The sequence below is a fragment of the Pseudomonas sp. GW822-FHT03F08 genome (assembly GCF_058801265.1).
The window spans coordinates 1-14,484 of the sequence record NZ_JBXANC010000013.1 but is presented as its reverse complement, the minus strand read 5'-3'; the positions used below and the strand labels follow the sequence as shown (position 1 = coordinate 14,484).

General features: G+C 57.8%; 5 protein-coding genes. 2 read left to right on the top strand and 3 right to left on the bottom strand.

Going from position 1 to position 14,484, the window contains the following annotated elements; all coding sequences use genetic code 11:
* Positions 1 to 53: 53 nt before the first annotated feature.
* Both AC1RME_RS26650 and AC1RME_RS26645 read right to left on the bottom strand, forming a co-directional pair.
* On the bottom strand, positions 54 to 1,982 hold the full coding sequence (locus AC1RME_RS26650; protein ID WP_493091977.1) for a hypothetical protein: 1,929 nt from the start codon (positions 1,980 to 1,982) through the stop codon (positions 54 to 56).
* Positions 1,983 to 2,149: 167 nt separating this feature from the next.
* Positions 2,150 to 4,075 carry a hypothetical protein gene (locus tag AC1RME_RS26645; RefSeq protein ID WP_096822246.1) on the bottom strand — a complete coding sequence of 642 codons (1,926 nt, stop codon included), beginning with the start codon at positions 4,073 to 4,075 and terminating at the stop codon, positions 2,150 to 2,152.
* A 413-nt stretch (positions 4,076 to 4,488) separates the two neighbouring features.
* Here AC1RME_RS26645 and AC1RME_RS26640 point away from each other — a divergent pair, with 413 nt between their 5' ends.
* Complete coding sequence (locus AC1RME_RS26640; protein ID WP_176504893.1) at positions 4,489 to 8,304, top strand: immunoglobulin-like domain-containing protein; 3,816 nt, start codon at positions 4,489 to 4,491, stop codon at positions 8,302 to 8,304.
* A 521-nt stretch (positions 8,305 to 8,825) separates the two neighbouring features.
* On the top strand, positions 8,826 to 9,197 hold the full coding sequence (locus AC1RME_RS26635; protein WP_096822247.1) for a DUF6124 family protein: 372 nt from the start codon (positions 8,826 to 8,828) through the stop codon (positions 9,195 to 9,197).
* A gap of 67 nt (positions 9,198 to 9,264) precedes the next feature.
* Here AC1RME_RS26635 and AC1RME_RS26630 read toward each other — a convergent pair.
* Positions 9,265 to 14,484 (bottom strand): beta strand repeat-containing protein (locus AC1RME_RS26630; RefSeq protein WP_493091976.1); only part of this gene is annotated, 5,220 nt, incomplete at its 5' end.

Below are 14,484 nucleotides of genomic sequence, written 5' to 3'. Positions count from 1 at the left end.
CCTGACACTGATTTTATAAAAAAACGGGAGGCAACAGCCTCCCGTTTTTTCTTTCAAATACTACAAGGTGTCGTATCACCATTCCTCATGAGCACCCTGACCAGGTGTCGCACTGACGGTGTAGGCCGCCCATCAATCACGGCGCTGTAACTCACCGCCCCCCATGCATTTCCTGTATTAAGAAACTGCTGATACGGAAAGCGTATGGTAAAACCATTTTGCACATCCGAAGAATCCGGCTGATATGTAACTTCATCCTTATTATTCGGTATCACAGTATTACCAGCGGAATCACTGTAGCCCTGATAAGTAAAAATCAACGTCTGACCTTCCAGTTGCGGCTCTCCCCCCAGAATAAAAACCTCGATACATTTTATAAGCACTGGATGGCTTTGCAATGAAGGGCAATTCAAATAACCAAAATCCGGATCGAGATGCTGGAAGGTTGCCTGAGGCACACTCCCCGGTCTGATGAACACATCTACATCCCGCGGCAGTGAGCGTTCTTCGTTATCGTTCACATCAGGATTGGTGACCTTATAAGTCACTGGAACTTTAGTGCCGTTCCCACCAGCATCTACAACTGACCAATCAATTGTCCAATCCAGGTCAGTCTCCGTACCATCCAACTGAAGAACACCGCCTTCAGCGTCTGTTACTTCAACTCCGTTCCAGATCAGAGTGGCAATATCCTTATCCTTGATACCCGGGTAAGCGGCCACTGTTACGTCAACATCCTGATCCTTGTCCAGCACCGTCAAAACGTTTATCGGATTGCCGCCCGCCCCTTGAACATCGACTGGAAGAAAATCGGGATTTGGGTCATCTGGACCTTCGCCGTCCCCTGGCCGACGCAGATCGACTAGTACAGCGTCGTTTTTGGGGGGATTACTGGCAGGATGTCGAACCGTTCCACGTTTTATTTGATAGCTGACCTCAATGGTTTTTTCTCCGAGATCACCGTTATGCCAGTACGAATAAGGAATCTTTACATAAGTAGGGAAGCCAGCGATTTTTTGTGCTGGCACTACAACGCGATCGACGGTGACCTCAAGTTCATCACCTTCCACAAAATTGTCGTACTCAGCTTCGATCCCTACTCCTGGACGCATCCGAGCGTCGGCGAGGTCGATCTTCTTCGGTGCCGTGTCGTTATCAAACAGCGGAATGCTTGGATCCTCCAGATTCGCTGGAGGATCCGTCAATGTTACGCTCACTCGTTTGAAAGGCGAATTTGGACTTCGGTTACCTTTCCGATCCGTACGATAGTAAAAAATCGCTTTCTCACCCTCTTCAGTTCCGACCATTACGGTCGTCAGATTAAAGGTAACGGGAAGAAGAGGATCGACAACAGTAAGTTCCCCTACGAATACCGGGGTCGGAAATGTCGAGCCAAAATAACATTCATACTTGTCCCCTATTTTTATATCGGCGACTGTTGGCATGGTAATCAGGACAAAACCGTTGGCATCCAGATAAGGCTTGGTAATCCCGTTGGCATCCACCTCGGCAGGAAGGGTAACGAGACCGCTGACATCAGGTGGCGTAGTGTCGATATTGATGAGCAGATCCGGAATATCTTTAGTGTTCCCGCCATGATTGAGTACATAGCTCAACAAGTGGGGGCCTGAGACATTCGTAAGCCCTGCTGGCAATACCATTGGAATTTCAAGAAGCGCAGGATCAAGAGGGGTTTGGTAGGTATACCGGGTGCCTTGCCGAGTGCCATCCCAAGTCAGATGTATAAACCCGTCAACGGGAGGATCATCGTCAGCCCCGTCGAACCTGAGGACATTCACTTTCAATTCAAAACCCTGATACTGTTTGTGCAATTGATTCGGTTCATCGTCCACCTCATCAGCCAGCAGAGGATTGTCATCATCCAGCACAGGCGCTGCAAAGTCCGCTTTCGGTGAATTTCGGAGAATACTCAAATAACGCTCACGACTTTGTACCGGGGTCAACTTAATGACATTGTTCATCTTGTTCATCCTTTCAATGACTTGATTAAATGACAAAGGGTATTGCAGCCCCGTGCCAGAACACCTGGAACCAACCGCAAATCAAAAAACACTGCATTGGCACGACTGTGCGCATCAGCAGTTATTACACGCACCAACTTCCTGAAACACTTGCCCCTTCGGCGAAATCACTGATCACAAAGATCACTATCCGGCCCACAGACTTCCCCGCTGGGCATGGTTCTATTGATGACCACGAAATCCGGCCTCGACTCACCCCGTCCACCATTGCTCTTTCTCAAAAAGTAACGACAGAGCGCCGATCCGTTATTGACCATGGGCTCAATCAACTTTTGATAGTTCGTCACCAACACGTCAAAACCATTGCGTGCCTGATCAAGAGTCAGCGTCGTTTCGAAAGAGTCCGCGACGCCGGGAATAGGAGAAGTACCGTTGGGGCCCAGACACCCTTGCCAATGCAGCTCGACAACGTCGTTCTTGTCGAACGCGTCATTCCCTTTGACATGGACTTTTACATGCACCCACAACCGCGGGTTGGCGCAGCAATTGAGTAGCCCTTGTCGCCCGCCATCCGGGAAGGTCGGCTCGGGCAGATTCCTGATGATGATGATTGCCACGTTCACCAGGGTTGTCGGCGCCAACTGCTGGTTCACACCGTTATCGGTGAAGTACCGCACAGGCAGCGCCGGATTTTCCTTGTCCTGGTCGATAGACTCCCAAGGGATGCTGAAGGGAATGATTTTCCCGGCCGTATCACCGGGCTGAACCTCATACTCCGCGACGGGTGCACTGATGGCCCCCCAATACAGAAAGACTTTTTCCCCCGGTACGGGATTGTCATGGAGCGCCAGTTGCCCTTCGGCGGGCAATTCGTAGTCATCCGGAAGCAGCTTGTTCAGCTGTTTTGAAACGGCGCCGTAAATCTCGATTTTCGCCAGTCTGGTGTTCAACAGTGCGGGCGCGTCGGGATGGTCTTGACCTGCGACTTTAAAGTTGCAGGACACGCGTGTTTCGGGTGACGGCGGCGTCGGCGTCCCGCCCCGACTGACGCGGTAGTCGACACGCGCGTCCATGGGACCGAGCCCGTCGGCCGTCAGTGTTGCCCAAGGCACGGTCGCGGTCTGTACCGGCTTCGAAGGATCGACATCGAGCGGTGCAAGATCATGACCATTCCACTGGATCAAAAGCTGATCGAAAGCATCCGGATTGTCATAGTTATCGATTTCGACCGTAACAGCCTTCTGGTTCGTAGCCCCTTCGCGGGCATGCTCGCGGTCGATCAATCCCCTGGCCGACAAAGGCACACGTGGCGGCTTGAGTTTGCCGGGCCCGGGTTTCAGATCGACGAACACCGGCAACAGAATAGAGTTCGGTCCGATGTTGCCCGCCCAGTCCCGCAACCTGTAATAAACGTAACGTTGGCCGTGTTCCTTGGCCCGAATGTCCACTTCATAAATCGTGATGATCAGTTGCCTCTGATCGATGTCCTGCTGGCTGAATGCTTGCTCACTAATTTCCTGCTCGGAGTCCGGCGGGTTGTCGTTGTCGGTCAGGAAATAGATCGCACGGTCCCGGGCCCTGGCATCCGGATAGAACGTGACTTGAAACCTGACCTCGCCAAAACGGGTGAGATAGTCGTCGGTGATGTCGCCGGGAACGTTCAGCATGACCAAGGCTCTTGGGCTTTGCCCATCATCCGGGGGCAGCCGATCAACCGTCACTCGAGTATCAAAGGAATATTGCTTGTTCCCACCGTAATTCAACTCGTAGGACAAGGCGTAAATGCCATGCGCCAGCTTGTCCCGCGGGACTTTCAAGACCTTCTCACCCGGCGTATCGAATGTCTCTTTGTACACCGGAGTGAACGGTCCGCCCTCCAGCACCCAACTGATGGAAATGATGTAGGGGATGGGATCAGCGACGGGGGGCGGTATCCAGTTGGGGACAATCACTTGCAAATCATCGCTCAACGCACTGCGCGGCAGCAGCCCATCGGGACTTTCATCGCCGTACTCATCCTTGAGAATGACCGGAACCCTGGGTTTTTCCAGCTTTGGAACTACAAGGTCGATCTGGTCTTGAGTAATCGGCATTACAGACGCCCTCTCACGAAATGGTCACGCTCCCTGAACAACTGCACGTTATCTGCAGGTTGAGGATTCGTTGCTCTGACGTGATTTAACGGCGTTGCACATTCGCTGGCTACTGTCAGAAATTACAGGTTTTGCTACCGCTCGTCGGAGATTGACGGCCACTGTCAACTTGGCAGAACGTCATTACGGAAAAGGGGATACGGAAAGCGGAAAAGGGGACGCATTTATTTACCAGCCCCACCCTAGAAGCCCGCCGTCCCGATTGATCGGGACGGCGGGTTCTGTTGTCTCAGCGCTTAGGCCCAACCACTCGTCCTAAACCCACACGCACCTGTAATTTCTGACAGTAGCCAACTCCGCCACCTCACCGTTCAATGCGTCCATCGTCCCACCATTCGATCGGAGTACGCGCCATGGCTGTCAACAACCCCGCTGGCTCATCACCGCTGGTGCTCGCCGAACTCGACGTTCCCGGCCGCACCGGCCCCGTTTCGCAAAACCCTGATGTGTGGGGGCTCAACATTGCGGCCGTGCAGGACAACTTTCCCAGACAGGGCTTGCTGTGTCGCGCCGGGCCGTGGGGGGTCATGAGCCAAGGTGACAAGCTGGTGATTTCCCTGGGCGGGCAATCGGTATTCAACAAAACCGTCGACGAGCATGAAGTCAACACGACGCTGTCGATGTTTGTGCCCGCCGCGCGCTTCAGTGATGGCTCGTCCACGCTGTCCTACGCCGTCACCCGACAGGGCGGAACGCCCGAACCGTCCGAAGTGATGCAGGTACGGGTCAAGCTCACCCGCCCCGGCGGCCATGACAGCGACGGAGGCCCAGGCCACCCGAACCTTAAAATGACCATCCCCAAGGAGATTCTCGAGGGCGGCATCGACAAGGACAACGTTGCCGACGGCGTGTGGATCACGATCGGTCCCTCTGACGACGGGCCAGAGCCTTACCTCAACGCTGCGGCCGGCGACTGGATTCAGGTGACCTGGGGCGGGGTTTTCGTGCTCTACGGACCGCTGACTCAGGATGAGGCCGACGGCAAAATTCCGGTTGTCGTACACGTCACTGAGCAGGACATTCGCGATGCCGAGGACTCCGGGGATGCCGGTCTCGCCGTGGCCTTCGAGGTCTATGACGCTGTCGACAACCGCTCCGAAGACTGGAGTCACGAGCAACGCGTGGTGGTGGCCGTCGACGCCGACAGACTGGGTGCACCACTGTGCAAGGAAACGCTGAACAATGTGCTGGACGCCGACAAACTGGGAGATGCCGATGGCACGGCGCAGATCCTGGCCGTGGACGGCAGCAAGTTCAAGGTCGGTGACACCCCCATCGTCCGGCTCAAGGGCACACCGGTTGAAGGGGCACCGATCAACATCGAGGTCACCGGCGAGCCGCTGGTCAGCGTGCCGAACATCCCCGAAATCAAGATACCCAATGCCGCTCTGCGGCAACTGGCCAAGACCCAGATCGGCTTGTCCTTTCGCCTGAAAAAAGCCGACGGTTCCGCCGACCTGCTGTCGAAGACCCAGTTCATCAATGTCATTGGCGAGATCAAGCGTCTGCTGGCTCCGGTCGCCCGCGACGCATTGCAAGGCGCCCTCGATCCGGACCTTACACAGGCCCGCATCGAGATTCCATTCGACAAGTCCTTCGTTGCCGGCCAGGCGATCAGACTGTTCTGGCTCGGCACCCGAGCCGACCTGAGCACTTATTTACCCGACCTGCCGTTGCGCCCGATTAGCGATGGCGATATCAAGGCCGGCGTGCCCTTGCTGATCAACGTCCCGGGCCTTCATCTCAAACAGATCGAAGGTGGCACGCTGGAGCTGTATTACCACTTGCTGGTCGAGGACGCGGTGCTGGGGACGATGAACCGCGTCAACGCCACCCATGCCATTCGCGAGTCGATCCACGCCGAGATCCTGAACGTCGGCGAACCGAGGAAAGAGCTGCCAGAGCCGAAGGTGGACGGCGTGGTTAACGGCGTATTGCCGGCAGACACGGACGGCACCACGCTGACCGTGGAATACCTGAACACGGTCAAGGATGACGAGGTTTTCCGCGTCTGGAATGGATCGAAAACCGGTCCGGACACTGACTCGGTCAAGCTGTCCTCGTTTACCGCCGGCCAACCGGTGCCGTTCACCATCAAGGCCGAGCTGATCAAGGACAATGAAGGCGGGACGATCGAGGCGTCCTACTACATCAAATGGGCGGATGGGCGACCTACCAGTTATTCCGACGTGAAGCCCTTCAGTGTGGGCGTGGCACTGGACCTGACCGCCCCGCGCATCAAGGAAGCGCCGAACGACACCAGCCTGGTCCCGAATGCCGCGAAGGATGCCCTGACCGCTATCGTTGACTATGTCGGCATGAAGTTGCAGGACAAAATCATTGTCACCTTCACCGGTGCGGCGGGTACGCCGGCGGGAGGCTCACACACGGCGCCGGAAAAAATCGTCACCGTGCTCGGCCCGCAAGAGATTCCACTGGCCAACAGCGTGGTGGCTTTCAACCTGAACAAAGCGGTGACGGTCAGCTACACAATGAAACGCGGGAGTGCGACACCGTTGCCTTCGGGCATCCGCACCCTGGCGGTACAGTCGCTGGCGCTGGATCTTTCCAACGTGCCGAAGATCGTTCAGGCCGCCAATAACGGTGATGGCACCGAGCTCGATTTGAGTCTGATCAAAACTGCCGCCATAGTTCATGCCCCAAGGTGGGATCTGATTGCCTTGCGACAGTACGTATGGCTGCGCCTCAAGGGCACATTGGCCAGTGGTGGTGACTACGAGAAAACGCTCTTCACGGCACCGACCTCTGTTACCAACCCAAATTGGGTCGCTCCCGGTGGTTATTACGATTACAACATTCCGGTTGCGGTCCTGAACGAGCTTCAAGGGCTCAAGGATGCCACGTCGTTGGTCGTCGAATTCAAAGCCGCGTTGGGAGGCAGCCCGAACGAAGCCGAGGCGGTACCTTTTCCGTTGCGGACCTACACAGTCAAGGCAATTCCAGATGTAAAACCGGTCATCACAAAAGCTGAGGATTCCAAAGGCGACGAAATCCTGCCCGGTGACTACACCGTCGATACCAGCGTGACGCTTATCGGCACGGCCGCCAAGGGCCAGAAGGTTCAGCTACGCGATGACGCGACGCCCGATGGCCAACCCACAGCCGATCCCGGCACCGGCATCTGGCGGCACACACTCAACGGCCGGACACTCACGTTGCACACATTCACTGCAAAAGCGTTGTACGGTTCAGGACTGACATCCGACCCGCGCTCATTGACGGTAACGGAAGCCACGGAGCCGACCATCACCTCGGTCAAGGGCTTGCCGAGCAATGTGGAAATCCCTAACGCCGGTTACACCGTCGAAACCAGCGTGATCCTGACCGGCGCCGCCGCCAAGGGCCAGAAGGTCGATGTGCTGCTGGGCACCGTGTCCAAAGGTCAGCCCACTGCCGATCCAACGACCGGGATCTGGACGCTGACGGTGACCGACCTGACGGTGACCGGCCTGACGGTGACCGGCCTGACGGCGACCGACCTGACGGCCGCACCACATAGCTTCAGTGCCAAGGCGTTGTATGCGCCGGGGGCGACCTCGGCAGCGCGAACTTTTACCGTAGTAACTCCACTATGGATTGATCCATCTCAGATGAATTTGAACGGAGCCAATATCTCAATCGAGGGCACTTCGCTCAAATGGGAGAAAGTCGGGAATCCTTCCGGAACTAGTTCAATCCGCCAAGCAATAGGTGGAGTCGGTCCTTACAAATATAAAACCTCTAACAGTTTGATTGCCTCGGTTGATGATAATGGATTGGTGTGCAGTGAGGGGAACGGAACGGCCGACATCACAGTGGAGGACAAAATAGGCCAAGTTAAAAATTATAAAGTTACTTGCAGCAATGTAAAAAAATACGTACATACACAAAGCGATTCACCCATAAATCGCAGCCAATACCTTCAATGGGCAAGAGAAAACAACGCAACTCCGTACGCATCATGGCAACAGATGACTAGCGATTGGACTACAATACTTAAGATCAAATTTATTGTCCTCAAGCCTTTCTCACCACTACTGAATGCATCAACTCACATATACTCCGGCAACCTTTATTACATCATAGCTCAACATGAGGGAAATTACCCTGCGCCCGGAACTCCAGGGCATTCTGATATATTCGAGAGTATTGCAATTTTGAATCAATAGCGCCGAAAGTGAACTCGCTTGTTTACGGCGAGAAAAAGCGGACGCAACAAGTCAAGAAAAATGTAATAAATGCGTAATAAATGGGGCGCATTTATTTTCTAGTCCCAACCATGCCCCCCCGCTCTTCCCTTCAACTGGGAGGGCGGGTTTCTTTTAAGCGCCATCGAAAAACCATGTTGAAGTGTGTTTAAGGTTATGTCCGCAAAGCCACGCAACCTTGCGCCTTTGCCTACGCATCCGCCAGAATCCGCCGGCTTGTGCGCCCTGAGGCCGGGTTCTATTGTTTGGCGGTCGCTGAAAAGCAGCGATCGGGTTTAGCGATCCGGTTCCCTACAGACGCAACAATGCCCCATCTCAAATGCAGTCTCTTCTCTGCACTTGGCGTAATGGTGGCTGTGCGTGGGAGACCTTCGGGTCTACCCGGGGTTTCTGTGACCCGGATCGCTAACCTGCGTACAGCCGCCACCTTTACTTGTTTAGCGATGAGTCGTGGCGGCCAAATCCCATCACGGAGATTCGCCATGGTCAAACCCACGCCAAACCCACCCGAAACCGACACCACCTCGCCCTACGAAACCCTCGACTCCAAAAAATTCCACGAAGCCGCCGAACGCGCCCTCGACCACTACCTCAATCCATTCCACCCCAGAAAGCCGCTGCTCAAACCCAACACCCGCTACCTCATCGCCCCCGGCCTCCCAAGCGAAGAACTATTGGCCGACGCCTGCGAAACCCTGACCTCGGCCAAAACCATGGCCAGTGATTTCGCCGGGATGATCGATACGCCGCAGCGGCATGTGCTGCTGGGCATCGGGCAGCTGATCATGCTGGCGGAACTGGCGGTGAATCGGGTGCTGGATAATCTGGAACTGAAGACTGAGGCGCCACTGTAGCCAGAGCAAAGAAAAACCCGCCGCCCCGTTAGATCGGGACGGCGGGTTTTGTCGTTTCAACCCAGGCTCACACCGTGTCCACCTTCAACGAATGATCATTCAACATCCCGTTGATGATCGTCGCCGTGTCATGCCCGCTGGCAATCAACCCACCCGCCCCTGGTGTCACGCCGTAATGGCTGGCGAGGTTCACGCCAGCCAGGTCGATGGTCTGGTTCGGCGTGGCGCCGGCCATGGCGCTAACATCGATGCTGGTGACCACCGAAGCGCCACTGCCGGTGACGGTGAAGTGCAGGTAGTCATCCAGCGACGCCGCGGTGCCGTTTTCACCTTGCAGCAGTTGCGACAGGTCGAGCTTGTCGGTGCCCGGGGTGAAGTCGGTGACGGTGTCGTGGCCGCTGTTGCCCTTGAGCCACTGGAAGGTGTCTGCGCCCGGCCCGCCGGTCAGGGTGTTGTTGCCCATGCCGCCGATCAGCAGGTCGTCACCGCCACCGCCATTGAGGATGTCGTTGCCCAGGCCGCCGTTGATCACGTTGTTATTGTTGTCGCCGGTGAGGGTGTCGTTGAAGTTCGAGCCGACGAGGTTTTCGATACCGGTCAAGGTGTCCGTCCCGGCACCGATGGTGTTTTGCGCACCGAGCAAGCCGAGGTTGACCGTCACCCCGGCGGTGGCATGGGCGTAGCTGGCGGTGTCGATGCCAGTGCCACCGTCGAGCAGGTCATTGCCCGGGCCGCTGTAGAGCAAGTCATTGCCGGCGCCGCCGTGCAGTTCGTTGTTGCCGGAGCCTGCGGTGAGCACGTCGTTGCCGTCGCCACCGTTGAGGATGTTGTCGCCGCTGCCCGCCACCAGCACGTCATCGCCGGAAGTCCCGGTGAGGGTGTGGCCGTCCTGATAGCTGATGGTCACGTTGGCGGTGTCGTTGCCGCCGTGGTTGTCGTTGGCGGTGTAGGTGCCGTGGAAATCCGGGGTGATGTCGTGGGCCCCGGCGTAGTTGACCGTCATGGTCAGTTGATAGTTTTCCGCAGCATTGGTGTTGCTGCCGCTGGTGTTGGTGATGTTGGTCACGTGGATCTGGTACGTGCCATCGGCGCTGGCGGTGATGGTGCCGCCATCGGCGATGCTGACGAACGCCCCGCCGTTCACCGAGTACTCCATGGTGATGTGGCCGGCCGCCAGGTTGTGGTCGAGGTTGAGGGTCTCGCCTTGTTTCAGTTTGACGGTGATGAGGTCTTCATCGTTGGCATTGGCGTTGGTCACCGCGCCGAGGTAACCGCTGACCACCAGCACCGCCGTCATGGCCGCCGTGTTGGCTGCGAAGGAATTGCGTACATCCGCCAGGTTCTGATTGGCGGCGGTGTTGCTGGTGCCGGTGAAGCTGATCGCGCCGCTGCCGGTGAAGTCCGCCCCCTTGGCGACCCAACCGGTGTTGAAGGTGGTTGGCGAGGCGTTGAGTGTGTCGTTGTCCGGATCGGTGTCGTTGGCCAGCAGCAACTCGCCCGGCACCACGACATTGCTCGACAGCACGTTGGTGATGATGTGGTCGTCCACCGCCACCGGAGGCGAGTTGGGGATCACTTTCACCGTCAGCGTCGAGCTGGCGAGGTCGCCATCGTTGTCGCTGAGGGTAAAGCCGATGTTCTCGGTGATCACCGTCGTGGTGGTTTTTTGCGAGGTGTAGCTGTAGTCGCCGGTGTCGAGGTTGATCACCAGGGTGCCGCTGTTGTTGGTGGCGATGCTCAGGGTGTTGTTCACCGTGTCGAAGGTGCCGTGGTTGGTGCCGCCGCTCGGCGTCAGCGAACCCTGGCCGCCGTTGGCTTTCGGATCATAGGTGTAGGTGGTGCCGTCCACCACGATGGATTTGATGAAACCGCCATCGGCGCCGAACGAACCACTGTCACCCAGCAGCGAACCGGTGACCGGCGCGCCGACCACGGTGCCGGACAGCACCGAGTTCAGTTGATTGAGGTCGGTGACCACTACTGCATTGGTGTTGGTGTGGCTGATGCCGTCGTAAGCCAGTGGATCGAGGTTGGCGTTGCTGACGCCGTTGCCCAGGCCGATCGCATAGTTCTTGATGTTGTTGGCATCGAGGAAGTTTTTCAGCGCGGTCTCGTCGGCGGTGCCGATTTCCTGGCCGGTGGTAGGTTTGCCGTCGGAGAAGAAGTAGCCGACGTTCTGCGCCCCGGTGAGTTTGCCCGAGGTGTTGAACGCGGTCTGCATCGTCGCCACGGCCGCATCGTAGTTGGTGCCGCCACCGGCGCTGAGGCCGGCGAGCAGGGTCTTGGCCGTCGCCACATCGACCCATACCGTCGTGCGGTCGGTGGCGTTGCTGCTGAAGGTGACGAGCTGCACTTTCACATCGCCCAGATCATCGTACTTGTCGAGCAAGGCACTGATCGCCTGCTTGGCCAGGTCCAGCCGCGACAGGCCCGGCACGCCGGAGGCGTCGGCCATACTGCCGGAGATGTCGAGCACGATCAGGATGTTGGAGTCGATCTCCACCGCCGCCACCGAACGATCCGACGCCACCGCTTTTGGCACGTCGTCGACGATGTTGACCACGATGGTGCTGGTGGTGCTGTTGCCCAGCGCATCGGTGGCTTTGTAGGTGAAACTTTCGCTCAGGGTGTTCGGCCCGTCGTTGGCGTTCGGCGTTGTTTTCGGCGCCGAGGTCAGGGTGTAGGTGTAGGTGCCGTCGGGGTTGAGCAAGATCTGTCCGTAGGTGCCGGTGGCGCTGCCGACCAGGGTGTAGGTGATCGCACCGCTGCCACCGGTGACCGCGCCGACCAGCGTGCCGGTGGCGGTTTCGCCGGTGTTGGTCGGATCGCTGCCGGTGACCGTGCCGGGGGCCAGGTCTTGCCCGTCCTTGGTCAGGTCGAGGGCTTTTTCGTAGACGGTCACGTCCTGATCGACCGAGGCCACGAGTTTGCTGTCGGCGACGTTGACGGTGATGGTGGTGGTGCTTTCGTCACCGTCACTGTCGCGAATGGTGTAGGTGAAGGTGTCGGTGGCGCCCGCTGGGCTCACCGAGTTCGGGTTGCTGTGATAGACCGCGTTGCCGGCCGCATCCAGGGTCAGGTAGCCGTAGGTGCCGTTGATGTTGCTGTTGAGGCCGCCGATGGCCGAGGTCGCAGTATTGCTGCCGGCCCGCACGCCCACCACCGCACCGCCCGCCGCCGGGCCATCGGCACCGGTGACGTCGTTGCCCAGCACGCTGATATTGACGGTGCCGCCCTCCACCACCGAGCCGGTGTCGGCCTTGGCGGTCGGCAGGTCATCGACGATGTTGACGTTGATCTGCCCGGACGCGGTGCTGCCATCGCCATCGGTAGCCACCACGTTGAAGTTCTCGGTGATGCTGTTGGCGCCGTTGCCGGTCGGGTGGGTTTCGTGATCCACCAGGGTGTAGCTGTAACTCACCACGCCCGTGGCCGGGTTGTAACCGGTGATGGTCAGCGTGCTGCCCAGCGGCGTGACGACCGATTGCGGGAAGCCTGCGGCTACACCATTGGTCACCACGGCGATACCGCCGACGGTGAGGGTTTGCAGACCGTCGAGGGCGGTGACGGTGAAGGTGCCGCTCTGAGTCAACGCCGTCGCATCCGGCGCAGTGCCGTTGCTGAGGTTTTTCTCGAAGACGGTGAGCTCGCCGCCGTTTACGTCCAGGCCGTTGAGAATCACCGGATCGTCGTTGTTGTGGATCTGCAGTACGAGGTTTGCGGTGCTGGTATCGCCGTCCGAATCAGTGATGGTGTAGGTGAAGGTTTCAGTACCATTGCCATTGCCATGCAGGTTTTTGAAGTCCGCATCGTTGGTGTTGAGGGTGTAGGTGTAAGTGCCGTTGGCGTTCAGCACCAGCGTGCCGTAAGTCCCGGTGAAGGTGCCGGCGGTGATCGGGCCAGCGTTGGGGCCGGTTGGGACGCGGTCGGCGCCTGGCACGTCGTTGGTCAGCACGTTGCCGGTCAGCGTCAGATTGGTTTCCGAAGCCGTGCCGGCGTTGCTGTCGTTTACGCCTTTTGGCAGATCGTCGACGATGTTCACGTCGAGGTTGGCGTTGGCGGTAGTGCCGTTGTCATCCACCACGGTGACGGCGAACTGTTCGCTCAGGGTATTCGCGCCGTTGGCGGTTGGGTGGGCGTCGTTGTGATCCAGGGTGTAGCTGTAGCTGACGACACCAGTCGTAGCGTTGAAGCCGGTGATGGTCAGCGTGCTGCCCAATGGCGTGGTCACCGATTGCGGGAAGCCTGCGGCTACACCGTTGGTGACGACAGCAATGCCACCGACAGTCAGGGTGGTCACACCGTCCAACGCCGTGATGGTGAACGTGCCGCTCTGAGTCAGGGCGGTGGCATCCGGTGCGCTACCGGTGCTGAGGTTTTTCTCGAAGACGGTGAGTTCACCGCCGTTTACGTCGAGGCCGCTGATGGTCACTGGATCGTCGTTGTTGTGAATCTGCAAAACCAGATTCGCGGTGCTGGTGTCACCGTCGGAATCGGTGATGGTGTAGGTGAAGGTTTCAGTGCCATTGCCGCCACCGTGCAGGGCTTTGAAGTCCGCGTCATTCGGATTGACGGTGTAGGTGTAAGTGCCATTGGCGTTCAGCACCAGGGTGCCGTAAGTCCCGGTGAAAGTGCCAGCAGTGATCGGCCCGGCATTCGGTCCAGTTGGGACGCGGTCGGCGCCTTGTACATCGTTGGTCAGGACGTTGCCGGTCAGCGTCAGGTTGGTTTCCGAAGCGGTGCCGGCGTTGCTGTCGTCCACGCCTTTTGGCAGATCGTCGACGATGTTCACGTCCAGCGACGCATTGGCGGTGGTGCCGTTGTCATCCACCACGGTGACGGCGAACTGCTCGCTCAGACTGTTCTCGCCGTTGGCCGTCGGATGGGCATCGTTGTGGTCGAGGGTGTAGCTGTAACTGACGACGCCGGTCGTAGCGTTGAAGCCTGTAATCGTCAGTGTGCTGCCCAGCGGAGTCGTGACCGATTGCGGAAAGCCTGCGGCTACACCGTTAGTGACAACGGCGATGCCACCCACGGTCAGCGTGGTCACACCGTCCAGCGCCGTGATGGTGAACGTGCCGCTCTGAGTCAGGGCGGTGGCATCCGGCGCGCTACCGGTGCTGAGGTTTTTCTCGAAGACAGTGAGTTCGCCGCCGTTCACATCGAGGCCGCTGATAACCACTGGATCATCGTTGTTGTGAATCTGCAAAACCAGATTCGCGGTGCTGGTATCGCCGTCGGAATCAATGATGGTGTAGGTGAAGGTTTCGGTCCCGTTGCCACCACC